The sequence below is a fragment of the Paenarthrobacter sp. CCNWLY172 genome (assembly GCF_037402035.1).
In the GTDB taxonomy this organism is placed as follows: domain Bacteria; phylum Actinomycetota; class Actinomycetes; order Actinomycetales; family Micrococcaceae; genus Arthrobacter.
In genome coordinates this window covers 611,918-636,493 of the sequence record NZ_JBBEGB010000001.1, presented here as the reverse complement: position 1 = coordinate 636,493, position 24,576 = coordinate 611,918, and the positions used below count along the sequence as shown (strand labels likewise).

General features: G+C 60.4%; 26 protein-coding genes. 9 read left to right on the top strand and 17 right to left on the bottom strand.

Translation table 11 applies throughout. The features are described from left to right. Window positions 1-121: 121 nt before the first annotated feature. From WBN73_RS02895 to fdxA, 3 genes are all read right to left on the bottom strand, one after another. A complete protein-coding gene (locus tag WBN73_RS02895; protein WP_090818059.1) occupies window positions 122-1,405 on the bottom strand; it encodes a citrate synthase in 1,284 nt (427 codons plus the stop codon). A 232-nt stretch (window positions 1,406-1,637) separates the two neighbouring features. Beyond that, window positions 1,638-2,786, bottom strand: coding sequence for a succinyldiaminopimelate transaminase (dapC, locus tag WBN73_RS02890; protein WP_207594114.1), 1,149 nt, complete (start codon window positions 2,784-2,786; stop codon window positions 1,638-1,640). Between the two features lie 14 nt (window positions 2,787-2,800). Further along, a complete protein-coding gene (fdxA, locus tag WBN73_RS02885; RefSeq protein ID WP_024817464.1) occupies window positions 2,801-3,127 on the bottom strand; it encodes a ferredoxin in 327 nt (108 codons plus the stop codon). Between the two features lie 135 nt (window positions 3,128-3,262). Between fdxA and WBN73_RS21415 the strand changes: the two genes are divergently transcribed. Continuing rightward, entirely contained in the window at window positions 3,263-3,529 is a 267-nt protein-coding gene (locus tag WBN73_RS21415; protein ID WP_443193237.1) for a putative acetyltransferase, read from the top strand. On the opposite strand, the gene WBN73_RS02880 is transcribed toward WBN73_RS21415, so the two are convergent. Together WBN73_RS02880 and typA are read right to left on the bottom strand one after the other, a co-directional pair. Continuing rightward, window positions 3,447-3,863: a hypothetical protein gene (locus WBN73_RS02880; protein WP_337339413.1), complete on the bottom strand. Its 417-nt coding sequence runs from the start codon at window positions 3,861-3,863 to the stop codon at window positions 3,447-3,449. The two genes, WBN73_RS21415 and WBN73_RS02880, sit on opposite strands and share 83 nt — an antisense overlap. A gap of 33 nt (window positions 3,864-3,896) precedes the next feature. After that, window positions 3,897-5,813 carry a translational GTPase TypA gene (gene typA / locus WBN73_RS02875; protein ID WP_089595701.1) on the bottom strand — a complete coding sequence of 639 codons (1,917 nt, stop codon included), beginning with the start codon at window positions 5,811-5,813 and terminating at the stop codon, window positions 3,897-3,899. 283 nt (window positions 5,814-6,096) lie between these two features. Here typA and WBN73_RS02870 point away from each other — a divergent pair, with 283 nt between their 5' ends. Beyond that, entirely contained in the window at window positions 6,097-6,939 is an 843-nt protein-coding gene (locus tag WBN73_RS02870) for an SGNH/GDSL hydrolase family protein (RefSeq protein WP_242703349.1), read from the top strand. Window positions 6,940-7,113: 174 nt separating this feature from the next. Here WBN73_RS02870 and WBN73_RS02865 read toward each other — a convergent pair whose 3' ends face one another. The 6 genes from WBN73_RS02865 to WBN73_RS02840 form a co-directional block, all read right to left on the bottom strand. Beyond that, window positions 7,114-8,823, bottom strand: a complete 1,710-nt coding sequence (locus tag WBN73_RS02865) for an ABC transporter ATP-binding protein (protein ID WP_337339412.1) — start codon at window positions 8,821-8,823, stop codon at window positions 7,114-7,116. Window positions 8,824-8,833: 10 nt separating this feature from the next. Further along, on the bottom strand, window positions 8,834-9,778 hold the full coding sequence (locus WBN73_RS02860; RefSeq protein WP_024817469.1) for an ABC transporter permease: 945 nt from the start codon (window positions 9,776-9,778) through the stop codon (window positions 8,834-8,836). After that, a complete protein-coding gene (locus WBN73_RS02855; protein WP_207594118.1) occupies window positions 9,768-10,697 on the bottom strand; it encodes an ABC transporter permease in 930 nt (309 codons plus the stop codon). The genes WBN73_RS02860 and WBN73_RS02855 overlap by 11 nt, the downstream gene beginning before the upstream one ends. A gap of 124 nt (window positions 10,698-10,821) precedes the next feature. After that, complete coding sequence (locus WBN73_RS02850) at window positions 10,822-12,504, bottom strand: peptide ABC transporter substrate-binding protein (protein ID WP_337339411.1); 1,683 nt, start codon at window positions 12,502-12,504, stop codon at window positions 10,822-10,824. A gap of 338 nt (window positions 12,505-12,842) precedes the next feature. Further along, window positions 12,843-13,313, bottom strand: coding sequence for an SRPBCC domain-containing protein (locus WBN73_RS02845; protein ID WP_207594120.1), 471 nt, complete (start codon window positions 13,311-13,313; stop codon window positions 12,843-12,845). Between the two features lie 213 nt (window positions 13,314-13,526). Continuing rightward, complete coding sequence (locus tag WBN73_RS02840) at window positions 13,527-13,907, bottom strand: hypothetical protein (RefSeq protein ID WP_207594121.1); 381 nt, start codon at window positions 13,905-13,907, stop codon at window positions 13,527-13,529. Window positions 13,908-14,212: 305 nt separating this feature from the next. Here WBN73_RS02840 and WBN73_RS02835 point away from each other — a divergent pair, with 305 nt between their 5' ends. Beyond that, window positions 14,213-14,746, top strand: a complete 534-nt coding sequence (locus WBN73_RS02835; protein WP_207594122.1) for a hypothetical protein — start codon at window positions 14,213-14,215, stop codon at window positions 14,744-14,746. Window positions 14,747-14,867: 121 nt separating this feature from the next. Here WBN73_RS02835 and WBN73_RS02830 read toward each other — a convergent pair whose 3' ends face one another. Further along, window positions 14,868-15,521, bottom strand: coding sequence for an SDR family NAD(P)-dependent oxidoreductase (locus WBN73_RS02830; protein WP_337339410.1), 654 nt, complete (start codon window positions 15,519-15,521; stop codon window positions 14,868-14,870). 584 nt (window positions 15,522-16,105) lie between these two features. Here WBN73_RS02830 and WBN73_RS02825 point away from each other — a divergent pair. Then, window positions 16,106-16,309 carry a hypothetical protein gene (locus tag WBN73_RS02825; protein WP_207594124.1) on the top strand — a complete coding sequence of 68 codons (204 nt, stop codon included), beginning with the start codon at window positions 16,106-16,108 and terminating at the stop codon, window positions 16,307-16,309. Between the two features lie 218 nt (window positions 16,310-16,527). Beyond that, a complete protein-coding gene (locus WBN73_RS02820) occupies window positions 16,528-16,914 on the top strand; it encodes a hypothetical protein (protein ID WP_337339409.1) in 387 nt (128 codons plus the stop codon). A 177-nt stretch (window positions 16,915-17,091) separates the two neighbouring features. Here the strand turns inward: WBN73_RS02820 and WBN73_RS02815 are convergent, their stop codons facing one another. From WBN73_RS02815 to WBN73_RS02805, 3 genes are all read right to left on the bottom strand, one after another. Continuing rightward, window positions 17,092-17,592, bottom strand: coding sequence for a hypothetical protein (locus WBN73_RS02815; protein ID WP_337339408.1), 501 nt, complete (start codon window positions 17,590-17,592; stop codon window positions 17,092-17,094). An 82-nt stretch (window positions 17,593-17,674) separates the two neighbouring features. Continuing rightward, the gene (locus tag WBN73_RS02810; protein WP_337339407.1) at window positions 17,675-18,175 is read right to left on the bottom strand and encodes a GrpB family protein; all 501 of its coding nucleotides are present in this window, start codon (window positions 18,173-18,175) and stop codon (window positions 17,675-17,677) included. Between the two features lie 357 nt (window positions 18,176-18,532). Beyond that, window positions 18,533-18,913 carry a hypothetical protein gene (locus WBN73_RS02805; RefSeq protein ID WP_337339406.1) on the bottom strand — a complete coding sequence of 127 codons (381 nt, stop codon included), beginning with the start codon at window positions 18,911-18,913 and terminating at the stop codon, window positions 18,533-18,535. 176 nt (window positions 18,914-19,089) lie between these two features. Between WBN73_RS02805 and WBN73_RS02800 the strand changes: the two genes are divergently transcribed. Next, window positions 19,090-19,548, top strand: a complete 459-nt coding sequence (locus tag WBN73_RS02800; RefSeq protein WP_337339405.1) for a hypothetical protein — start codon at window positions 19,090-19,092, stop codon at window positions 19,546-19,548. 329 nt (window positions 19,549-19,877) lie between these two features. After that, window positions 19,878-20,258, top strand: coding sequence for a hypothetical protein (locus tag WBN73_RS02795; RefSeq protein WP_337339404.1), 381 nt, complete (start codon window positions 19,878-19,880; stop codon window positions 20,256-20,258). A 147-nt stretch (window positions 20,259-20,405) separates the two neighbouring features. On the opposite strand, the gene WBN73_RS02790 is transcribed toward WBN73_RS02795, so the two are convergent. After that, the gene (locus WBN73_RS02790; protein WP_337339403.1) at window positions 20,406-20,762 is read right to left on the bottom strand and encodes a hypothetical protein; all 357 of its coding nucleotides are present in this window, start codon (window positions 20,760-20,762) and stop codon (window positions 20,406-20,408) included. Window positions 20,763-21,665: 903 nt separating this feature from the next. Next, window positions 21,666-21,896 (bottom strand): helix-turn-helix domain-containing protein, encoded by a 231-nt coding sequence (locus tag WBN73_RS02785; protein ID WP_337339402.1) that lies wholly within the window; start codon window positions 21,894-21,896, stop codon window positions 21,666-21,668. A 93-nt stretch (window positions 21,897-21,989) separates the two neighbouring features. Between WBN73_RS02785 and WBN73_RS02780 the strand changes: the two genes are divergently transcribed. Next, window positions 21,990-24,008 carry an alpha/beta hydrolase gene (locus WBN73_RS02780; protein WP_337339401.1) on the top strand — a complete coding sequence of 673 codons (2,019 nt, stop codon included), beginning with the start codon at window positions 21,990-21,992 and terminating at the stop codon, window positions 24,006-24,008. Window positions 24,009-24,130: 122 nt separating this feature from the next. Continuing rightward, window positions 24,131-24,526: a hypothetical protein gene (locus WBN73_RS02775; RefSeq protein WP_157731655.1), complete on the top strand. Its 396-nt coding sequence runs from the start codon at window positions 24,131-24,133 to the stop codon at window positions 24,524-24,526. The last annotated feature ends 50 nt before the right edge of the window (window positions 24,527-24,576 follow it).

Sequence of the window (24,576 nt, the reverse complement as noted above, 5' to 3'; positions counted from 1 at the left end):
GGTACCTTCTTTAAAGACGACACGGTCGTTGCAACTCCCAAAAATTCTGGGTGTTGCAACGACCGCTAGAACCGGCCGCGCGAGGTGGGCGGCCGCCGTCGTTATTGACGATATTGCCGTATCAGTTGGCCGGGTAGTTGCGCTCCGGCTCCCCTGTGTAGAGCTGCCGCGGGCGGCCGATCTTGGTCTGGGGGTCGTTGATCATTTCGCGCCACTGGGCAATCCAGCCCGGGAGGCGTCCGATGGCGAACAGAACGGTGAACATCTTCTCCGGGAAACCCATGGCCTTGTAGATGAGGCCGGTGTAGAAGTCGACGTTCGGGTAGAGCTTGCGCTGGATGAAGTAGTCATCAGCCAGGGCCTTCTCTTCGAGGCGCATGGCGATGTCCAGCAGTTCGTCGTTGCCGCCGAGCTTGCCGAGAACTTCGTGGGCCGTTGCCTTGATGATCTTGGCGCGGGGATCGTAGTTCTTGTAGACACGGTGTCCGAAGCCCATGAGGCGGACGCCGTCTTCCTTGTTCTTGACCTTCTCCATGTAGTCCTCGGGCTTGATGCCGTCGGCCTGGATCTGGCGGAGCATCTTCAGCACGGCCTCGTTGGCGCCACCGTGGGCAGGGCCGAAGAGGGCGTTGATGCCTGCGGACACCGAAGCGAAGAGGTTCGCGTTGGACGAACCCACCAGGCGAACGGTGGACGTGGAACAGTTCTGTTCGTGATCCGCGTGCAGGATGAGCAGGAGGTCCAGTGCCTTGACCACTACCGGATCCATTTCGTACTGCTCGGCGGGAAGGCCGAAGCTCAGTCGAAGGAAGTTCTCCACCAGGTTCATGGAGTTGTCCGGGTAGAGCATCGGCTGGCCGATGGACTTCTTGTGGGCGTAAGCGGCGATGACAGGCAGCTTGGCCATGAGGCGGATGGTGGAAACTTCCACGTGCTCCGCGTTGAACGGATCCAGCGAGTCCTGGTAGAACGTGGACAGCGCCGAAACAGCAGAGGAGAGCACCGGCATGGGGTGGGCGTCGCGCGGGAACCCACCGAAGAAGCCCTTGAGCTCTTCGTGCAGGAGCGTGTGGCGCCGGATCTTCTGATCGAATTCTTCCAACTCCGTGGGGGTGGGAAGGTTGCCGTAGATCAGCAGGTAGGAAACTTCGAGGAAGCTCGAGTGCTGCGCGAGCTGCTCAATCGGGTAACCGCGGTAGCGCAGGATGCCTGCGTCGCCGTCGATGTAGGTAATGGCCGAGGTGGTGGCCGCTGTGTTCATGAAGCCGGGGTCATAGGCAACGGCGCCCGTCTGCTTCAGCAGCTTGGAAACGTCGTAGCCTTCGTTTCCTTCTACAACCTGGATGCGCGGCAGTTCGAGTTCGCCGCCGGCATGGCGCAGTGTTGCGCTGGTGGTCTCAGTCATGGAGTCCCCTTCATGAGGCCTTTGGGCCTCTATCGAACGCTTGTCCAACCAACTTCTGGTGCCGCCGCCTTCGGCCCTACTGTTGCAGGGCTCCAACGGCCGAAGTGCTTTCTTAGAGAAGGCCACCATTGATAGTCAGTTAAAAAGCTACCGCCAGTAACCTCCCGGAACTAATCCGTACCGTCCGGTTACTGGCGGAATGACGCTGTTAGTGGTGCAAGTCACAGCATTGTTATGAGGCTGTGGCAAGCCGCTCAACTGCAGCGTCGATGCGTTCGTCGCTGCCGGTGAGGGCTACGCGGATGAAACCGTTGCCGGCATCCCCGTAGAAGACGCCGGGACCCACCACAATTCCGAGGTCGGCGAAGCGTGCCACCGTGTCCCAGGTGGCTTCGCCTGCCGTGGACCACAGGTACAGCCCGGCCTTGGATTGGTGGATCTGCAGTCCGAACTTCTCCAGCGCCGGAACCATCTTTTCGCGCCGGCCGCGGTAGAGGTCCTTCTGTGTCAACACGTGGCCGGCATCACCCAAAGCAACGCGCATCGCTTCCTGCACGGGGTAGGGCACGATCATGCCCGCATGCTTCCGGCTGTTGACCAGATTGGCCATGATGGCGGAGTCTCCGGCCACGAATGCGGCACGGTAGCCGGCCAGGTTGGACTGTTTGCTCAACGAGTACACGCACAGCAGTCCGTCGGTGGAACCGCCGGTAACGCGGGGATCCAGGATGCTGGGGACAGCTTCTCCCCCGCGTTGGGCATCCCATTCGCCCCAGCCCAGCTCGGCATAACATTCGTCCGAGGCCACCACGGCGCCGAGCTCGCGGGCCTGGCCTACGATCCTGCGGAGCGACTCGACATCGCGAACGCTGCCTGTGGGATTACCCGGCGAGTTGATCCAGATCAACCGGACTTTGGCGCGGGTGGCCGGATCAAGTTCGTCCAGGTCGTCAGCAGCAACAGCTGTGGCCCCTGCCAATGAGGCGCCGATGTCATACGTCGGGTAGGCAACGGTAGGCCGCACCACGACGTCCCCGGCGCTGAGGCCAAGCAAGAAGGGCAACCAAGCGACAAGCTCCTTGGAACCCACCGTAGGCATGACGTCCCTGGGGTCCAGGCCGGGCACGCCGCGTCGGCTGGCGAACCAATCCACCACAGCCTGCCGCAGGGCCTCGGTTCCATGAACCGTGGGATAGCCGTGGGCATCCGCCGCGGCCGACAGGGCGTCGCGGATCAGTCCTGGAGTCGGATCCACCGGCGTTCCGATGGAAAGATTCACTGCGCCACCGGGATGCTTCGCCGCCGTGGCAACATACGGTGCCATGGCCTCCCAGGGGTAGTCAGGCAGGTTCAGGCCGAAAGCCGGTGCCGCGGAAATCAAAGAAACTACCGCCCTTAGTGGTCTTGGTTCTGCGGGGGCAGTGCGGAGATGAACGGGTGATCCTTACCCGTGTTGCCGATCTTGGCCGCTCCACCCGGGGAACCGAGGTCATCGAAGAATTCAACGTTGGCCTTGTAGTAGTCGGCCCATTCCTCCGGGGTGTCATCCTCGTAGTAAATGGCCTCAACCGGGCACACAGGTTCACAGGCGCCACAGTCGACACATTCATCGGGGTGGATATAGAGGGAACGCTCACCTTCGTAAATGCAGTCGACAGGGCACTCTTCAATACATGCCTTGTCCTTGACATCCACACACGGCTGCGCGATTACGTACGTCACGTCCCAGACCTCTCCACGGTTTGTCCCGGCGATGGCCGGGGTAATACGGCCGGCATCATGCCGGGCACTCAACTTCCGAGCCTATTATCCAACAGTGCAATGACGCCAACCTAGCCCGCGTCTTAGTATGAAACGGTGACTCCCCCGCATTTGCCGCCCAGAGAATTCCTACTCACCGCAGAGCCAGGCATCCGGGTGGTGGTCCGCTACAGGATTGACGACGGCCTGACAGACGCTCTCGGCTACCTCCTGGACACCAGCGACAACAGTTGTACTGTACGGACCCGCACGTCCGACGTCGAAATTCCCTTGGCGATGGTCATCGCGGCGAAAGAGGTTCCACCGCCACCGCCGCGGCGGCAGGCCGTCCGGCGCGCAGGCGGCTCGCTGCCACCAGCATGACCAGGGTGACTGCAGCGATGCCGAAGACCCACACGTTGCCGGCCGCGTCGCCCAGGACCAACTGCTTGGCGGCTCCGGCTGATGAGAAGACGCCGACGGCGGCATAGGTCACCACGCCCGCTACCGCCGTCGGGATGATCGAGCGAGACCACGCTGCAAGCCACAGCTGCACTGAGGCCAGCAGCAACAGTGCCGCCGCAACGCCCCACGGAACCTCGACGCCGGCCACCGGCCCTGCTTGACGGTGCAGGGCCGTCCCTGCTGCAGCAACGAAAGGAGCCGCCAGCACGGCCGCAGCAATGCCACGAACCGTACCGGCGGCTCCTCTCTTCATTCAGCTGTTCCTGACTGTTTCAGTCAGTGCAGGCTAGGACTTGGCGCGGGCGCGGTTGGCCTTGGCGCGCTCGTTGGAGTCCAGGATGACCTTGCGGATACGGATGGCATCCGGGGTTACCTCCACGCACTCGTCTTCGCGGGCGAATTCGAGGGACTCTTCGAGGGTGAGATCGCGCGGCGGCGTCAGGTTTTCGAAGGTGTCGGACGAAGCGGCACGCATGTTGGTGAGCTTCTTTTCCTTGGTGATGTTGACGTCCATGTCATCAGCGCGGGAGTTCTCGCCAACAATCATGCCTTCGTAAACCTCGGAGGTGGGCTTCACGAAGAAGGAACCGCGCTCCTGCAGGTTGATCATGGCAAAGGGGGTCACAACGCCGGCGCGGTCGGCGATCATCGAACCGTTGGTACGGTATTCGATCGGTCCGGCCCACGGCTCGTAGCCTTCGGAGATGGAGGCAGCGATACCGGCGCCACGGGTGTCCGTCAGGAACCGGGTACGGAAACCAATCAGGCCACGCGCAGGGACGATGAACTCCATGCGGCACCAGCCGGTGCCGTGGTTGGCCATGTTGGTCATGCGGCCCTTGCGGGCAGCCATGAGCTGGGTGACGGCACCAAGGTATTCCTCGGGCACATCGATGGTCATGTGTTCCATCGGCTCGTGCAGCTTGCCGTCGATGGTCTTGGTGACAACCTGCGGCTTGCCCACGGTCAGCTCAAAGCCTTCGCGACGCATCTGCTCAACCAGGATGGCCAGCGCGAGCTCGCCACGGCCCTGGACTTCCCAGGCGTCGGGACGCTCGGTGGGGAGGACCTTGATGGAGACGTTACCGATCAGTTCCTTGTCCAGGCGATCCTTCACCTGGCGGGCCGTGACCTTGGCGCCCTTGACCTTGCCGGCCAGCGGCGAGGTGTTGATACCGATCGTCATGGAGATCGCGGGATCATCCACAGTGATCAGCGGCAGCGGCTGCGGGTTCTCGGCATCGGTGAGGGTTTCACCAATGGTGATTTCCTCGATACCGGCCACTGCGACGATTTCGCCCGGGCCTGCGGATTCGGCAGGAACACGCGTGAGAGCCTTGGTGGCGAGCAGTTCGGTGATCTTGACGTTCTTGAGCTCACCGTTGGCGCGTGCCCAGGCAACGGTCTGGCCCTTGCGGAGGGTTCCGTTGTAGATGCGGAGCAGGGCGAGGCGGCCAAGGAACGGCGAAGCGTCCAGGTTGGTCACGTGTGCCTGCAGCACGCCGTCCGGGTTGTAGGTCGGAGCCGGGATGTGCTCAATGATGGTCTTGAAGAGAGGCTCGAGGTCCTCGTTCTCCGGGGCCGAGCCGTTGGCCGGCTGGTCCAGTGACGCACGGCCAACCTTGGCGGCGGCATAGACGACGGGAACTTCGAGGACCTTGTCCAGGTCCAGGTCCGGTACTTCGTCGGCGAGGTCCGAGGCGAGGCCCAGGAGCAGGTCCATGGACTCGTGGACAACTTCGTCGATGCGGGCGTCGGGACGGTCGGTCTTGTTAACCAGGAGGATGACCGGCAGGTGCGCAGCAAGGGCCTTGCGGAGCACGAAGCGGGTCTGGGGCAGCGGGCCTTCGGAGGAGTCGACCAGAAGGACGACACCGTCAACCATGGACAGACCGCGTTCTACCTCGCCACCGAAGTCGGCGTGGCCGGGGGTGTCGATGACGTTGATGGTGATGGTCTCACCGTTGGACGACGGGCCGTTGTAGGCGACCGTGGTGTTCTTCGCGAGGATGGTGATGCCCTTTTCGCGCTCCAGGTCACCGGAGTCCATGACACGGTCCTCAACCTCACCATGGGAAGCGAAGGAGTTGGTCTGCTTGAGCATGGCGTCGACCAGCGTGGTCTTGCCGTGGTCAACGTGTGCGACGATCGCGACGTTGCGCAGATCGCTCCGCGACGCAGTGTTGGTGATGGTTTCAGACATGCGTTAATGACTCGTTTCAGTGGTGAAGTCAGCTGTTTGTATCCGCGCGCATACCTGATCGACTTGATCGGAACACACAGCGAAAAGACCCCGGGACACAGGGCACCTGCATCCAGTCTAAACGCAGTTGCATTTCCCAGCCTAAAAAGCAAGCCATTCGCCGCCTGAATGTGGCCCGGCTCACATCGTGTCACGCTTTAACAACCGCTACTCCAGATGCTGGATTTTCCTGGCTCCGTGCCCCATGATTGCTGCAGAACCAGTGCCACACGGAGAACCATCGATGCGACAATCTTCGGCCGCGTTCCGCTTGCTCGCACCATTGATCGCCGTCGGCGTTCTGGCAGTAGGCTGCGGACCCAGCCCAGCTACCCCTGTTTCCACCCCCACGCGCTCCGCCGCGCCCGGGCCCGCCCAAACGGCTGCAGCTCCGCCGCTGAGGACGGCCCCGACTCCCAGCGCCCTGGACCTGCCGGTTGGTTCTCTCTTCAAGAACCCGGCGAACAACCGCAATGAACTGGTGCTGGCCGATGTACGCCACACGGCTGTCCTGATCGGTGATTCCCAGGCCATGCCCAAAGACTCCTGGCCCCAGCAGGGCATCGCTGCCCTGGGATACAAGTTGCACGTGGTGGGCATGGGTGGCACCGGCTTCGTGGCCGCCAACGGCAAGACAGGCAACTACATCGATGCGTTGCAGCGTGGAGACTGGATACTCCCCTACGGAGATCCGCCCCTGATTGTGGTGCAAGGCGGCGGCAACGATGCCTCGCAGAAGGCTACGGATGCGCAGATCACCAGCAATGCCGAGCGTCTGCTCGCGGCCCTGAAGAAGCGCTACCCCGGGGCCACCGTGGCCATGATCGGAACCTTGGCACGCGGCGCTGACCACGGAGGCGGCCGCCGTACCGAAGTGGATGCGCTGCTGGGACGCGTTGCCGCGAAGCACGGTGTTCCCTTCGTCAGCACTGGCGACTGGCTCACCCGTTTCAACGCTGTTGGCGATCTCCAGGACGGCGTGCATCTCAAGCCGTCCGGGCACGTCAAGCTTGGCGCCGTCCTGGCCCGCGAACTCACAGCCCTGGGCCTCACGGCCCGCCCGGACAGCATCGCCCCGACGAAGTAGCCGCCGCCGCCGTCGTCCTATCGGGCGTTGTGAGGCCCGCTCTGCGTGCTTAGGGAGCGCTTTGGCGGGCAGAGCGGGCCTCACAACAAGTCTTTATGAACGGCAAGAGCCGGTGGTTTCCTTTCGGGAACCACCGGCTCTTGCGTTATCCAACCGTCAAGCGTTCGACACCGGTCAAGCCACCGCGGGCGGGAGCAGGAGCGATCCGCCAGGGATGGCATCCAGGAGTGCCTGGGTGTATGCCTCACGGGGGTTGTCGAAGACATCCTCCGTGCTGCCCGTCTCCACGAGCTTGCCCTTTTCCATGACGCAGACATGGTCCGCAATCTGGCGGACCACGGCGAGGTCGTGGGTGATGAACAGGTAGGTCAGGCCAAGGTTGTCCTGGAGGTCTGCCAGCAGGTTCAGCACCTGTGCCTGCACCAGGACGTCAAGGGCCGAGACCGCTTCGTCGCAAATGATGACTTCCGGATCCAACGCCAGCGCGCGGGCAATAGCGATACGCTGCCGCTGACCGCCCGAGAGCTCGTTGGGATACCTCTGCATCATGGACTGGGGCAAAGCCACCTGGTCCAACAATTCGCGGACCTTCTTCTCGCGGCTGGCCGCATTCCCGATCTTGTGCACGCGCAGCGGCTCTTCGATGGTTCTGAAGATGTTGTACATCGGGTCCAGGGAACCGTACGGATCCTGGAAGATGGGCTGCACGCGGCGACGGAACTTGAAGAGCTCCTTGCCCTTCAACCCAGCAGTATCCACGCCGTCGAAGATGATCTGGCCCTCAGTGGGCTTCTCAAGCTGGAGGACCATCTTGGCAACAGTGGACTTGCCCGAGCCGGACTCGCCCACGATCGCCGTCGTGGTTCCGCGCTTGACGCTGAAGCTGACATCGTCAACAGCAGCGAAATCCGACGTCTGACCCAGTCCCTGACGCAATTTGTAGATCTTGCGCAGGTTCTTGATCTGGAGGACCTCGTCCTGGACCCGGCTCTGTGCGGCAGCCACGGGCGCCAAGAGATCGCCGGCCTCCACACCCTGCTCCTTGGCCACCTGGATACGACGCGATGCCAGGGAAGGCGCCGATTCAACCAGGCGACGGGTGTAGGGGTGCTGGGGATTGCGGAGGAGTTCCAGCGAGGGACCGGCTTCGACCACGTTGCCCTGGTACATCACGATCACTTTGTCAGCGCGTTCGGCGGCGAGGCCGAGGTCGTGCGTGATCAGCAACACCGAGGTGCCGAGTTCAGTGGTCATGGTGTCCAAGTGGTCCAGGATCCTGCGCTGCACCGTGACATCCAATGCCGAGGTCGGTTCATCGGCAATGAGGAGCTTGGGCTGGCAGCTCAAGCCGATGGCGATCAGGGCGCGTTGACGCATGCCGCCGGAGAATTCGTGCGGATACTGCTTGGCGCGGCGTGCAGCGTCGGGAAGTCCGGCTTCGGAGAGGACGCGGGCAACGTCTTCCGGGCCATCAGGGCGACCGTTGGCCTTCAGGGTTTCCCGCACCTGGTAACCGATCTTCCAGACCGGGTTCAGGTTGGACATGGGGTCCTGGGGAACCATGCCGATGTGGCTGCCGCGGAGCTCGATCATCCGCTTCTCCGAAGCGTGGGCGATGTCTTCGCCGTCCAGGAGTATCTGCCCGGATGAGACGCGTCCGTTGTTGGGCAACAAACCGATGGCGGCCAGCGCCGTCGTCGATTTTCCCGACCCCGACTCCCCCACAATGGCAACAGTCTCGCCCGGCATGATGGACAGGTGCGCGTTCTTGACCGCCTTGACCTCCCCTGAGCCGGTCTTGAACGTGATGGCCAGGTCCTTGATTTCCAAGATGGGCCGTACTGGTGCCGTGGCTTCATCAATTCTGATGTCTGCAGAAGTCATGTTCGCCTCCTTAGCGCTGACGGCTCTTGGGATCAAGAGCATCGCGGACGGCGTCGCCAAGCATGATGAAGCTCAGGACGGTGATGGACAGGGCTGCTGCCGGGTAGAGCAGGATTCCCGGGTTGGTGCGGATCGAGGCGTTGGCCGCTGAGATGTCGTTACCCCACGACATCACGCTGCCGGGCAACCCGACACCCAGGAAGGACAGGGTGGCCTCAAGGACAATGAAGACGCCCAGCTCGAGGGTGGCAAGGACAATCACGGGCGCCAGGGCGTTGGGCAGCGCATGCTTGACGAGCGCACCAAACTTGGACACACCCAGCGACCGGGCCGCGGTGACGAAGTCCGCATTGCGTACTTCGATGACGGCGCCTCTGGTGATACGCGCCATCTGTGGCCATGCGAGGAGGGAAATTGTCAGCACCACTGTCCAGACGCTCCTGTTCTCACGGAACAACGGCAGCTGCGTGATGACCAAGGCGCCCAGGATGATCGGCAACGCGAAGAAGATATCGCCGAGTCGTGCAAGGACGGAGTCCAGCCAGCCACCGTAGTAACCGGCCAGCGCACCGAGGGTGACGCCGATGATGACAACGGCAAGTACGGACAGGACACCCACAGACAGGGAAGCCTGCGTACCGTGGATCACGCGGGAATAGACGTCGCAACCCTGCAGGGTGAAGCCCAGAGGGTGGCCCGCAGTGGGACCGCCCTCGGAATTAGCCAACTGGCAGTCGTTATCGGGTGCCACGCTGGTGAAGAGGCCCGGGAACAGCGCAACGACGACTAGCAGCAGGATCAGCAGCGAGGAAACGATGAACATAGGGCGCCGGCGAAGCTTGCGCCAGGCGTCTGCCCACAGGCTGAGCGGCGCCTGATCTGTTTTCACGGCATCGGTGGCCAGAAGGGGTGTCTCCTCGACGGGAGCTACGAAGTGTTCAGTATTACTGGTCATAGCGGATCCTCGGGTCAAGCCAGGCGTACAGGAGGTCAACCAAGAGGTTGGTGATAACAAAGACCAGCACCAGAACACTCACGATCGCGACGATGGTAGGGCCTTCGCTGCGCTGGATGGCCTGGAAGAGTTTGTTACCCACTCCGGGGACGTTGAAGATACCTTCGGTAACGATGGCACCGCCCATGAGCCCACCAAGGTTGGCGCCCAGATAGGTCACGACCGGGATCAGCGAGTTCCTGAGGATGTGGGCCATCACGACGCGGGGCCGGGACAAACCCTTTGCTGTAGCCGTGCGCACGTAGTCCGCGTTCATGTTCTCGCTGACGGAAGCGCGGGTCAGCCGGAGGACATAGGCGAAGGACACCAGGCCCAGGACGACGGCAGGCAGGATCAGGTTGCCCCAGTCGGCGTTGGCGCCGACCGTCGGTTTAGCCCAGCCCAGTTGGACACCGAACACCAGCTGGAAGACGAAGCCCAAAACGAAGGTAGGTACGGCGATCACCAGGAGTGAAACAACCAGAACGGTCGAGTCGAAGAGCTTGCCCTTTTTCAGGCCTGCGAAGACACCGAAAGCGATGCCGAACACGGCTTGGATGATGAGGGCTTCAATGGCGAGCATTGCCGTCACGGGGAAAGCCCTCGCCAGCGAGTCAGCGATGGGCTGCTGGGTGAAGTCAACGCCAAGGTTGAAAGTAAACAGGTTTTTGATGAAGAGCCCGTACTGGACCCAGAACGGCTGGTCCAGATTGTACTGGGCCCTCAGGGCGTCGATGACGCTCTGAGGCGGCTGGCGATCGCCGAAAAGGGCGGCAATCGGGTCACCGGGTAGTGCGAAGACCATGTAGTAGACGAGGAGCGTGGTCCCCAGGAATACCGGGATGACCTGAAGGAGTCTACGGAGAATGAAACGAACCACGGGTCACCCCTCTCCGGTGGTGGGGCATTGGTGTGTCATGTGTGCCTTCCTGCCAAGCAAGCAAGGGGGGCCCGGCACTGTGGCCGGACCCCCTTTGCCCTAAGGCAAGTTCAGATCCTGGAGACTACTTGGCCTCGATGTCGAAGTAGCGGACTCCGCCGTTCCAGCCGGTTTCAGCTGAGACAACGTTGTTGCTCCATACGATCGGGGTCGCCCGGTACCACAGGGGCAAGCCCGGGAGTTCCTTGAACAGGATCTCCTGTGCCTCGTTGAACTTCTTGTTGGCGTCTTCCGGAGTCTTGGCTGCAAGGCCTTCCTTGAGGAGCTTGTCGAACTCGGCGTTCGAGTACTTCTCGTAGTTGGACGATGCGTTGGTTGCCCACACCGGTCCGAGGAAGTTGTACAGCGACGGGTAGTCGCCCTGCCAGCCGGCGCGGGTGAGACCCGGGAGGGACTGCGACTTGCGCAGGTCCAGAACTTCAGCGAACTTGGCGAAGGGCTGGATTTCGGCCTGGATACCAAGGTTGTTCTTGAAGGCGTTGGCAACGGCGTCAATCCATTCCTTGTTGCCACCGTCTGTGTTGGAGGCAATCAGGAGCGGCTTCGAACCGTCGTACGGCTTGATCTTCTCAGCCTGGGCCCAGAGATCCTTGGCCTTCTGAGCGTCGAACTTCAGGACATCGCTGCCCGGGATGGCGTCGTTGTAGCCGTCGAGCACGGGAGCCGTGAACTCGGTGGCCGGGGTACGCGTGCCGTTGAAGATGACCTTGGTGATCTCTTCGCGGTTGATCGCGTGGGACAGAGCCTGGCGACGCAGGAGACCGGCTTCACCCTGGAAGTTCGGGTTGTAGCCCGGGATGTTCAGCGTGGCGTTGTTGGCGTTCGGACGCGTGGAGTTACGGTCCGGGAAGTCCGTGGTGTAGGTCTTCAGTGCGTTCGACGGGACGACGTCCGTGATGTCGAGGTTGTCAGCCTGGAGATCCGTGTACGCGGGGCCCGGATCGGTGTAGAACTTGAAGGTCACGCCGCCGTTCTTGGCAGCACGCGGGCCGGTGTAGTCAGCGTTCTTGACCAGGGAGATGGACTGGTCGTGTACCCAGGCACCTTCCTTCTCGAACTTGTACGGGCCGTTGCCGATGGGGTTCTCGCCGAACTTCTTCGGGTCCTTCAGAGCCTCGGAAGGCAGCGGGTAGAAGGCGGAGTAACCAAGGCGCAGCGACCAGTCAGCCTCCGGCTGGGACAGCTTGACCGTGATGGTCTGGTCATCCGTTGCTGCCAGGCCGGACATGGTCTGGGCAGTGGGAGCCGGGGTGGAGGTCTTCTTTCCGTCGGCGCTGGTGGTCTCAGTGACCGCGCTGACGTCGGTGTAGCCTTCGATGGATTCGAAGAAGAAGCCGTTGTTCTGGAGGTTGGTGCTCAGCGCGGCGAAGTTCCAGGAATCAACGAACGTCTTGGCCGTGATGGCCTCGCCGTTGGTGAACTTGGCGCCGGACTTGACCTTGATGGTCCAGTTCTGCGAGTCGGTTGTCTCAATCGACTCTGCCAGAGCGTTGACGGGCTTGCCGTCAGAGTCGTAGGCGCGAAGGCCTTCGAACAGCAGCTCGACGACGCGGCCACCGTACACCTCGTTGGTGTTGGCCGGAAGCAGCGGGTTCTGCGGTTCGTTGCTGTATGCGGAAATGACCTTGTTCGGGTCAGCTGCGGCAGAGCTGTTTGTGCTGGTGCCGCCACCGCCGCCGCAACCGGTCACTGCGAGGGCGATGATCGCCGCTACGCCTAGAGCTTTGGAAGTGCGCGAGAAACGCATTCCGCCTCCTATGAGTCGTGGAGTTGAGCAGGGAAAATTCGTGATTTCCCCCAGGCACAGGCACAGTTTCCTACTGTGACGTTGCCTACATGTGTGTGTAAGCCTACCCACATTGTGTCCGGATGTTGGGACATGGTGGCCAAACTGTAACCGTTCCGCAACCTACACATGCCTAAATTGGCGGGAATTTCAAGTCAAACCCTACTCGGTGGTAGCATTCGCTGTCTGACAGCAGGACAGGACGATTTTTGGGGAAAAATAGAGTCCCGGTTCCGTGGAACCGAGACTCTTTCCTCATCTATGGCGGGTCACCGACCGCCGGGTGATTGGCACCTCTGCTAGTCAGCACCCTCAGCCAGCGCTGCCAGTTGATCCGTGACCAGGCTCCAGCCCTCCTGCAGGCCAAGCTGTTCATGCTCGGCAAGCGCCTCCGGGCTACCGTGACGCGCCACAATCCGGTACAACGTTCCATCGGTGTGATCGGCAAAAGTGACCTCTCCCGTCACAGGGACGGGCCTGGGGCTGGCGGGCCGAAGGCTGCTGTCCACGGCGTTGGTAAACACCACTCGCTCTCCCGGGTCAACGACGAGGAAGGCGGCGTCCATGTGTGGCACGAAGGCCGAACCGTCCTCGCTCATGGATGTCACGAAACCGCCGCCTGCGTGCGGCTCAAATGACTCAAGCCTGCAGGAATATGGTTCGGGGATCCACCACTTCTCGAAGAGCTCCGGCGTTGTCCAGGCACTGAATACCCTGGCACGGGGCGCACGGATGACCCGTTCGACCACGAGGTCAAGATCACGGTTCACGGTTCTCCTTGAAGTTGCTGGTCTGGGCTTTGCTGCACCCGACCCATTATGGGTGTCGCGCCTACTGGGCGGGAGTGCGTCGATGGATTCGTCAGCCCCCGAAAAGCGGACAAGGCTTCTCTTGGCAGGGCGTTGTTGCCGTCATCAAAGATCAGCACGGGTTCGGGTGCCTTGGTGCCGCTGGGCATCCGACCCCGTGCCGACTGCCTACTACTAAGCGGCTGTGGCTACCCAGGCCGAACAACCATAGATGCCGGTGCCGGCGCTGCGGTTGTTGAGGCATGCCCGCACATAAACCGTGCCACTAAGCCCACTGCCTTGAGTTTGGCCAACAGAACCGTACCCAGCGCTGTTTGTCAGCGTCGCAATATAGGTGGTCCCGTTCGACACATACCTGAGCTGGGCGACTGATGATACGCCGTCCGACTTTGTGTCCTTGCTTGTCAGGACATTGCTGGACGAGTTGTAGTAGGCATATGAGCCGGTTACTGACGCCCCTGCGCTGGCTGAAGCCATAGGCGCGGTAGCAAGCATTGCGATTGCCATGGCACCCGCTGCTGCAACTCCGGAGATAGCCAACCGTGATTTACGCATGTAATAATTCCTTCCCCATTTTTTCGTGAATTATTAGCCTCACACTCGCCCCCTAACGTGGTGGCGGTCACACTGCGGAGCCGCTCTGAGTCTCAAGTGGTCGATTTCTGGTGTCAAGTCACATGACTGTCGAATCGTTCTATTGCGCCTCTGTCCACCACCCAGGCAGCAGCGGAGAAGATTGCCAGCAATTTCGCGTCACGTTTCCGTGATTCAACTCACGTACTAATCAGCAGCCGTCATGTTGCCGCTGCCATCGCTTGGGGTCATTCGACACCGGGCTTTCCCGCTTGAAAGGTCCATTGATGAAAATGTTCGGACGCTTTTCAGACCACTCAGGAGATTCCACAGTTTCTGGCGAAAACGCAGCAGCGATGCCGTCGCGACGTAACGCGGCAACCAGAAGAGGAATCTCCAAACGACCGCTCAAGAAGCTCACGGCAGCCGCCGCCATCGGCGCCGTGCTGTCATTGACCATGGTGGCAGCACCTGCCAATGCCGCCGGAACCAAGCTGTCGAGCAATATCAAGTACTGCAGCCAGTTCCCTCATAACGGATGGGGCGGCCAGCTCTATTACAGCGACGGACGCTCAAAATGTGCGCAGGTATACACCAACTACAACCTGAACGTCAGGAAGGGACCCGGCACCGGCTACGCCTACGCCGGGTGGATGCTCAGCAGTGGCAAGGTCTACGAATTTGATTGTTGGACAACCGGCACCTGGGTCGACGGTGACAACATCTGGCTCAAGCTCTATTCCAACTCCGGTCCCAGTTACGTTTCTGACCGCTATGTCTACACCGGGCCCAGCGTTACGACCTTTCTGCCGCACTGCTGAAAGGCTCTAGAAATAAGGGGTCTGGCGCCGAAGCGCCAGACCCCTTATTTACGTCGGGACAATGAATGCCAGGATTCCAGAGGTTGGTCGGAATGTCTCAGTTACAGGACCTTGGCCGAGTCTAAAAAGCGGTGCTGGGTAGATCCTTCTCGCCATCGACGATCGCGGTGACGATCCGCGCTGCAACCACGTCCGGATCAAGCCCCACTCCGAATCGCGGCGCTGACCCGGCGATCGGATGCTCGGAGAGTGCGGTACCAGTGTGGCCTGGACGGGCATCCAGGATTCGGATGCCCGTCCGGCGATACTCGCGCGCCGCTGCGACAACGAAGGACGCAAGCCCGGCCTTCGACGCCGAGTAGGCCGCCAGACCGGCCACGGGTGCCTCGGCAACAACGCCGCTCAACGTGACCACGAATGGCTCCCGTCCCTCACGTGCCGAGGCCGTGAGATAGGGCTGGCTCTGGGTAATGAGCTGGATTGGACTGAGGGTGTTCACAGCGAAGAGTTCATCAACCGTGGCGGGTTCAAGGTCAGATGCGGCGCCGAAAGCGACGACCCCGGACGCCACGACAAGCCCGTCGAGGCGTCCATGCTGCGCATTCGTGTCTTTCAGGACTTCCCGGATCACGGAAGGTTCGCGCAGATCGTACCCAGCAGACTTTGACGACCGGGCGACCACAGCACCGGCGCCCTCCAACTGAGCGGCTATGCGCGAACCAAGTCCGCCAGTGGCGCCGACCACCAGCACAACCGCACCCTGAAGAGTCATCATGGGTAGATCCTAGGTCATGCGCTGCAGGCCCGGACCCGTTCACCTGTCATTGCGCACTTCTTGCCCTGAACCTGAAGATCAACCGGTCAGAAACTATACGTTGAATCTAAACTCCACCACGTTACGTAACCGGGTAACCTGTGCAGAGCCTGCCCATTTCTAGTCGGCTTCTCGCTGTCGGTCTCCGGCCTACCGGTCGTCTGTCCGCCGCGCCACTTCATCATGCTCACCCGGAGTCTTCTTCGGAATCCCTGGCGTCTGCGAAGGCTGTGTCTGGGAGACGTTCGTCAGAGACAGCGGGGCGGAGAGCGGCGTGGGCATCGCATCTCAGTATCGGAGGACGCCCTCAGTAGAATCGCTCATCGACATCCACGATGTCATAGCCAGCCGCCTTCGCCTGCTCAAAGACGGCATAGCAGGGTTGACGACTAGCGAACCCTGTCCTGCCAGTGTCTGACAGGCGTATGCATGCTAGCCGCGACAGATATCACTACTATGGCGTCGCGCAAATCGAGATCCCGGCTCGCTTGAGATCTGGCAATAGCCGGGGTCATCGCGACCTGGTCCTCTGGGAGAGCACCGCAATGGCTATTCGGGCAACAATCGCGATTGGCGACGACAGATGGGCGACGCGCCCCTATGGCGTGGAGTTCGACGACGCAGTGTGTGATCGCCTGTTTGCGGTTTCCTTCATCGAGCATCTCCCTTTGCTGTCGGAGCCAGGAGCTGACGTTGTTCTTCTCCTGGGACCAAAGATGAAAGCGCAGTACGAACAGTTCTACCCGTAGATCAAGCTCACGGCGCAGCTGCGCCGCGCCAAACTGAATCTTCCGCCCCGGTATGCCGGTCAGCGGCCCCTACTTCGGTAAATGACACGGCCCCATGCCGTCAACAGCAACCTAGTCGAGGGCTCGTTAACCGATCCTTCACCGGGCAGCGATGCGTCAAGGAGACGGAAGTCCACAATAGACATTGAATATCCCCAAAGACCCGATGAAGGTGCACAGTGAATCTTGAAGAATGGCATGACATGCGTACTCTCACCGAGGACATTCTTGCTCGAGCCGTTGAAGATTGGGTCACCCCCTTCGAAGTGGTCTCAGTCTGCATCCGTCGAGGCCTGAGAGACCGGGACGATGTTCGGGACCTCGCGCTTGGCCTGATCATTCGCATGATAGCCACCGGCCTGCTCGTGCCCGGTGATATTGGAGGGTCGAAGCACCGTCCATGGGAGTGCTCCCCAAGCGAGGCCGTCGCCCGCATTGCCGCTGAATGGGCTTCCTTTCCCGACCTGGCCAGCCTTGGGACAGGCGATATAGCATGGCTCGATGCCACACCCGAGGGGAACGTGTCGGGCAGGAGGTTCTGCTTCGTGAATATTCCGCCTGGCTAGAGGCGACAAACGCGACAGACCGAGAAACGCCGTAACCAACAACAAACGCATCGGCGGGGTCAGAACCATCAACCGCAATGAGACGTTCGGTGAAGGATCGTCTATCGAACGCTCTGGTGCTTGCTACATCCGCGCCGGTTGAGTTCTTCCCGAACCCGAACAAACACGAACCGGGGCTTAGCGGTTATGGAATTCGAACCTGTCGCCCCCGTCCGGATCGCCTAGCGTATAGGTGAGGAACTGATCTGAGCCACGTTTCCAGACAGACAAGGGAAAGATTGCCAAGTCCTGTGATATCTCGGGCCTGAGCCTGATGTTCGTGGCCTTTTTGCTGACGAGGTCCTTTTCAATCGACCATTGGCCGGAATGGGTTTCTAACCTTTCCCAGTCGAGCTTCTCTGAATAGGTCCATTCCCCGAAGGTTCCCTCGGGCACTCCAGACCACTCGAAGATACCGTCAGCGCAGAGCTTCAAAAGTGTCGTGTGGCCTTTCCTCGGCTTCGATGTCCACTCGCCAACAATGTCAGAAGGCTCTACCTCGTCGGGGAGCTCCAACAATGCGCACGCACTCACCGTGGCGACGAGAACTGCGCCCCCGAGGCCTATCAGTACCTGCCGGCGGCCAACCTGGGATTCCCGCAACTCAGCCCGCGCAGGAACGAAGTTGCCAATCTTCATTGATCTTTGCCTCTCTCACAAGGGGGATTCGTTTCAACACCAAGGAGCCGATGAAGGATCCCATACCGGACGCTGGTTAGTGCTAGTCGGGTTCTCCTGCGCTTTTGAGGATCGCAGCCACCACGTCCGCTTTTTGCCTGATGTAAGCACTCCAGTCCTTGGTGTTGACGGCGGCTTCGCGCTTGGCGTTCAGATAGCGTTCTCTTGCTCTGATGTCCTTCCGCAAGATGTCGCGGAACTGCATGCGTTGGTGCCATTGATCTCCGTGGAATTGGACAAGGTGGACGACGATCTCTCTGTTACTCCTGTCGGGCAGGCTCAACCAAGCGTGTCCTTCTCTGTGGCCCTCGCAGTCAAATCCATCCGACCTGAGCGAGTCCATGGCGGTCGTCCATTGGTGCAGGTTCACGCCGACCAATACGTCAACCACGTCCTTGGCAGGAAGTTCTGGAATGGAGGTCGAACCTATGTGCTCGACCTCCGCGTCCGGTAACAGGGAAACCAGTCTTGCGCGGACGGCGTCAAATCTTGTTGCCCATCGCTCTGGGTCAGCAGGGACAAGTTCAATGCTGTCGGATTCCATAAGCCCTAACGTGGCTGTTTGGAAGGATGACCCAAAGGCGCGGGACTCGGCAGCTCCGCCGAAGCCATATGCGACATTTACCCTGATGCTAATACATGTGGCGACCGGGCAATGCGGATTGATCGGGGTGTGCATCGGTGGTATTCACCCCATCCGAAGGGTCCCGCCCAACTCTCGGAGACCGGGACGTCATACATATTCATTTCGCCCTTGAGGCGCATCGTCTAAGTCCCGATGAGGAATTCTCCAGCGCGACATCCCGGAGTCAGAGGGTTGGAGAACGGGCCCAAGCTCAGAAACCCCGTAAGGAACTAGCTGATCTCTCCAACTGCAAGCAGATTCTGAAACTTCACCTTGTCAGAGAGAGCGCATCACCTGTAGCAAGACTTTCCCTGAAGACACCATCACCGCGCCCTGGTCGAGGCCTTTGGGCAAGTGACCCCGCTGCGACTCGTTAGTGATGCAGGGTGGGCATCCCGGTGGAAGGATGACCCAGCCGGCGGCCCGCGCTCCTTCAACGAGCAGGTCCCAGGGCCTGTCGCCAACGATGTGATTGGCCAGCATACTGTCATCATCAAGGTAGGTGTCGATCGAACCGGCTCCGTATTCTACGAGTGCAAAATTTCGTTCCGGGTTCTCACGCACAATGAATGGCTGAAGGCTCTGGTACATTTTCGCCCCACCGCCCGGGGCCGCATCGCCGTCTTTGAAGCGCTGGAAGTAAACATCGAAGGACACGGACACATGTTGTCACACTCACGCAGCAAAACCATGCACAACGCTACCCGTAAGCCGGTGGCTCTGCGGACGCTTCAAATGCCCTATAGAGGATCGGGTTACGGGCGCCCATAAGCATTTCAGTTCTCAAAGGGGTTTGGCTGCTTTGCAAGTCACGTGCCCTATGTACTCCGGCCGTGATTGAAACACTTACCGCTCAGATCATGTCCTATCTGGACGATCCAGACATAGTGCTGTTGCCGGCCCATCCAGAGAAAGAAATAAGAGCCAACACCTGGGCATACTCTGCAGCTTCGTCGCCGCGCTCTTCGGCCGCAGATCTTGCCGGCGCTCTCGATGAAGTCGTCAATGGACTTCGGGACCGATTCAAGGCAGCTCCACATCGGGGAACTTTCTATGCTTGGTATGACGAGCAGGCCGGAAAGCTGCGTTGTTCATTGACCTCGCAAAGCCAGTTGCCCTTCGGAGGCCGAATCCGCACGACCACTGATTCAGCCCTGGTCATAGACCGGATACTCGCAGACCAAAGCCCCGGATTCATCAGCTTCGATAGGCTGCGAGAAGTACCCTTTTCCTCAGCCTTCACGGAGGAGACCTCGCACGGCGAGTTTCTCGTATGGGCCGTCCTCGTTTGAGCAGCCGGCAGAACGGAAAGCACTCAATCTCGGTTTCTGCGGCCTCCAGCTGTGCCCAAGGAAGTAACGCACAGGAAGGGCCGGCAGAGGATCCCTTACCGGGCGGGCCGTTGCATGCCGTCTGGCAGAATAATGGCAGCCATTATCACCCAGGTCCTACCGGACCTACATGGTGCACTGCGTAAGCGAGCTACAACAACAGAACGGAACTCCCGGCGATGAAGCGACGGAACATTCTGCGAATATCGGCGTTGGCGCTTTCGTTTGCCGTTGCCGCCTCCACGGCATCGTGCTCAGCGCCGATTGCTCCCGTTCCGCATCATGACCAAATGGTAGGGACATGGAAGTTCTCCCCGTCTGAAAGCGACGACCTGAGGAAGACCGACTCATCTTCGGCCATCGTGGATCTACGGCCCGACGGCACAGCGTCCATCCAGGATTTTCCTGCTGATGGCTTCTCTGACTCCGTGATCTTTGGCGAAGGGCGCTCCACTACCGGAAGATGGGAGATAGTCCCGCAGCTTGACAAGTACAGCGGCGCCCAGGGTCACCCCGGGATCCAATTGAGCCTGATCAATCCCGCCTCACCAACGAATACCCTCACAGGAGTGAACCTGGTCGTTGTTGGGGATGAGAAAGACTTCCGCATCATGATCAAGCTGAGTGAAATTTCGGAAGTGAGCATTCGGTATGTCCTGCGGCGAGACTGACAGCGCGACCAGATTGCCGGGCCGCGGACTTGACCGAACCGTTGGCGGCAGCGTGTGCTCGCTCGGTCCCGCGTGCGGCGGATCATTGCTATGGCGCCCGCTGAGGTATCCCTTAGCGGGCGCGAGCTCGTCGAATCGACCTGCGGTTCAAGAGCTGTCTCTATTGAAGAAAACAGCGGCGGCCTCGTCTGTTGCCGAAAACCGCACCGAAATGGCCCCTGCCGCAGGCACTCTCCAGACATCGCCGGTGCTAAGCAACTCGAAGGCCTTGGCATCAGGAATCAGCCTCATCTCGCCGTAAGGCTCCTGGCAGTAGTAGAGCTGAACAAGTCCCATGGTGAGGAGTTCAGAGACGACCTTCGTTGCCTCCAGGACCAAAGATTCCTCACCGGCAGAAGGGTAAAGTGCCCGGAGTTCCCAAGGCGATTCCCACAATCCTCCATAATCCTCGACTGCCTGCCACAAAAGGATGCGCTGGCTTGCAGAAAGGTCCGGAACCGTCATAACTGGATCATACGGCCGTCTCCCTCGAAAGCGTCTGTAAGCCGATCCTTTACCGGGCGTCCCCTTCGCGATCGCCGGATATATGGTTCGCCGCCTGACGCTTCAGGCTTGTTAGGGGTTTACTGTGGCTCTTGATGTCGACGTCGTGGAAGGATGAACTCTGAATGCGCATGACCGGGTTCAGTTCGACCTCGATGAGGATGAGCGAGGGGTCCTGCGTCGAGGCCTCACGGAATGGGCTGGGCCGGCGGCCCCTACGGAAGCAATGGCCTTAGCTATGGGCTTTCGCGACGTTGGTGATTTGTTTGCCGAAGGCGAGCGAATCGCCGCGTCCATCCAGGCCGGTCGGTCCTTGACGAAAATTGATTGGCGCCGTGCCCTGCTGGCCACCGAGACTGTTTTCTCGAGCAACACTGTTGGCGCTGGGCTGGACTGGTCTACCGTCACCGGTTATCAAGACGACGAAACCATAAGGATTCTCAGGGCCATCCAACGCAGGTTGGGTGGCAGTAGAACGTGGCCCGACAATGGGCCTTCGACGATCGAGTCTCCGAAACGCGATGTGGAGTGGACAAGACCGCTGTTCCCTCCACCGGCCAGTTGGAGGGTGCCGGTGCGCCCGCAGCTGGAGCCGACTGTGGCTCTGCCTGAAGTGGCGGGGCAGGCTGACGGGCATGTCGCTGGTGTGGGATCCGTGGCAAAGCGTCAACGGACCAGGCGGATAGCTGAAGGCTTGGCGCTGGGTGTCCTTGCATACGGCGTAGTAAGAGTGCCCAACGAAAAGACAGCCCTTGAAGCGGCTTTGAACAGTGCGTGGAAGTCTTGGCCTAGAGCCGTGGACTTCGGGAACGTGCACGGTCCAGAGTCCGGGCCAGGCTTTCATGCCTCGCATCAGCAAGACTCTCACTCCGGTAGTTCGCCGGCGGCGATGCGCTCTGCAGTGACCCTGTACGCCTCAGCGATGTAGCTCTCCACATCGGTGGCAGCAATGCGCCAGACGTTCCGGCCTCCGACCTGGATGCCCCGTAGATCGCCTGACTTGAGCAACGCCCTGATCTGGTTCACTGACACATTCAGTTCCTCGGCAACCTGCTCCGTCGTCAGGAACCGGTGCTTCTTGGCATCCTCAGGCACCCATCCTAAAGTCGTCGAACACAACGAACTTCCGATTGAGCAAACAATGGTTATGCTAGTCGTTGGATTTATTGTTCTGCTTGGGGGCCTTGCATGGGAATTGCTTTTGATGACGACGCAGCCGACGCGTTGATCCGTGCCGCGAACTCTGCCGACGACGTTCTGCGCGCCGAAGGAGGCTTACTGAACGAGGCCGAGCACCAGGCAGTGCAGGACTTCAGCGGCGGCTACGGGCGTCTGTTCAAGGAAGCCTGCGGCATCAGGTCCGATGATCGCGGCAAGCTGGCAGGTGTCCTCGCGGCTCTGGCCGAGGACGTCGGCGAGGCCAAGCACAGGGCACAGCAAGAGAAAGCCCGGCAAAAGAACATGGACGCCTGGCAGCAACGCGACAACATCCGCAAACAGCACCTGCTCCCCGGGAACATCGCAGAAGCATCCGCAACAGTCGCCACCATCGTCCTGGACCCCATGCCCGAGAGCACACCGGTCCCTGCACCGGCTGTTTCAGCTGTGTTTTCTCCGCGGGACCGGCCCCGGTTCGCCGGCGGACCAGGAACTGGAACCACCTCGGCTGACCCGGGCAAGCTGCGCGGCTTCGCATCAGTATCCCGGACTGCCACGAACACCTTGAACTCACACTTTGTCGCAGTCCGGAATGCCTGGAGCAGTTTCACAGCATCGTGTTCCTGGGTGACCATCGAGACTGAATCGTTTGTTGCTGGTTTTGAGCAGCTGCTCGCCGCCAACGCAGCAGACGCCGATTGGATAGAGCAGGTCTCCACCGCATTCGAAACAGCAGGCAACGGCTCTATCGCGGACAGCATGCTCAACGGGCTCTTCATCCAGTACGCAGCACCAAACCAAGTCGGTTTGAACGACATCGGAACCATGAGTGCAGCGCAACTGAAGGTTTGGCTGGGTAATGGTGGCAGCGCCAGGCTGCGGGAACTCCTGACCCTACCAGGACTGGACCCCGTAGCCACAGCCACGTGGTGGTCTGGCCTCGGCCACACCGTCGAGCCTGCCACCGGGAAAGTCACCGTCGGTGAAGAACAGCAGCTCCTGATCGATGCTCTTCCCGATGTTATCGGAAACCTGAACGGTGTCACCGCGACCGCCCGGGACCTCGCCAACCGCAAAAAGTTGCTGCAGATGCACGACTACTGGAAGAAGTACCGCGACGAGCATGGCGGAGACGTTGATGAAGGCTCCCAGGAAGGCATGGTCAACAAAGTCTGGGAATCCCTCTACGACAGCCAGGGCAAGCCGAAAACCAATCCTCAGGATCCATCCGACATCCGGCAACTGATCAGCTTCGCTCCCTTTAGTCTCGGGACAGGTTCGGAGACCGGGTTCGGTGCATCTATTTCCGTGGGAGACCTCGACGCCGCCAAGCACATCAGCTACCAGCTCCCCGGGCTGGACACCACCATCGGCAAGGACATGGCATCAAAGACCAAGCAGGCCAATGATCAGCGGCTTGATCAACGCAAACTCGCCGGTTCCAACGGGCTGGATAAGAACCGGATTGCTGTCGTTGCCTGGATTGGTGTCGAGCCGGCCCAGGGTCTGGGTGTGTTCAGCAACGACCAAGCAAAAGTCGTGGGTCCTGCCCTTCGCAACTACGCGACAGGGGTCAACGCCGTTCACCAAAACCTCGACAACGCAGCCATGACAACAGCAGTCGGGCACTCCATGGGTTCCCTCGGGGTCATGGAGGCGGCAAAAACCGGGCTGCCTGTCGATAACCTCGTTCTCGTCGGTGACGTTGGTGCCCCTGATAACGTGACCTCCGTGAACGATCTCCATCTGAACCCCGGTGGAACTGTTTACCGGGGAAGCTACGACTGGGACCACGTAGCCGAGGTCGGGCATGGAGTCGGCTGGCAGCGTAAAAGCACCGACGACTCCGGATTCGGCGCCGTCACCTTCGGCACGGACGGCACCACAGGACCGGATGGTGCCACAGAACTCCCAACGAAAACCCACGACGGACAAACAGGCGGCAAGGACGGCATCTACGGGTACTTCGACAGGAGAACCCAGTCAAGCTATAACCAAGCCAGAATCGCCCTCGGCTTGAATGACCAACTCACGAATGCGACACGATGACAACCATGCACCGCCCCCTTAACAGGCGCATCCTTCCCGCCGCAGCCATCCTTCTAATCACCCTTGCAGGGTGCGGAACAACCCCTGGAACCAACCCACCTACCAGCACCGCGGAGCAAACCATGGACCCAGAACAAGCCCGCACAGAGTACTTCAACCTCTTCAACAAGATTCAAGCCCTCGCCCCGGGCGACTGGGATGTCGCGCCACCCTCCGAATATCAAGGGGATGTCTGCCGGCTCCCGGACGGGTCTGACGGTACCCAATTCTCAATCGATACCAGTCGAAGTCCGCTGAGCCGGGAAGAAATGGACGCTCTGCACGACAAGGTAAAAACTGTCTTCGTGTCCACGGGGTTCACTGTGAAGCAAGAATCCGATGGCGGCCCGAACTTCGTCAGACACACCGATGTGTTCGGGCCCGACAAATTCGTCATGGGGCTCACCACCGGAAAGTACGAAATAAACCTCGGCGGAAATACCCGCTGCGTTCCCGACCCGGAAGGCAAATTCCGGTAGGAAACGATGACCACCATGCACTGCCGCCGATACTGGCGCGCCCTATCCAC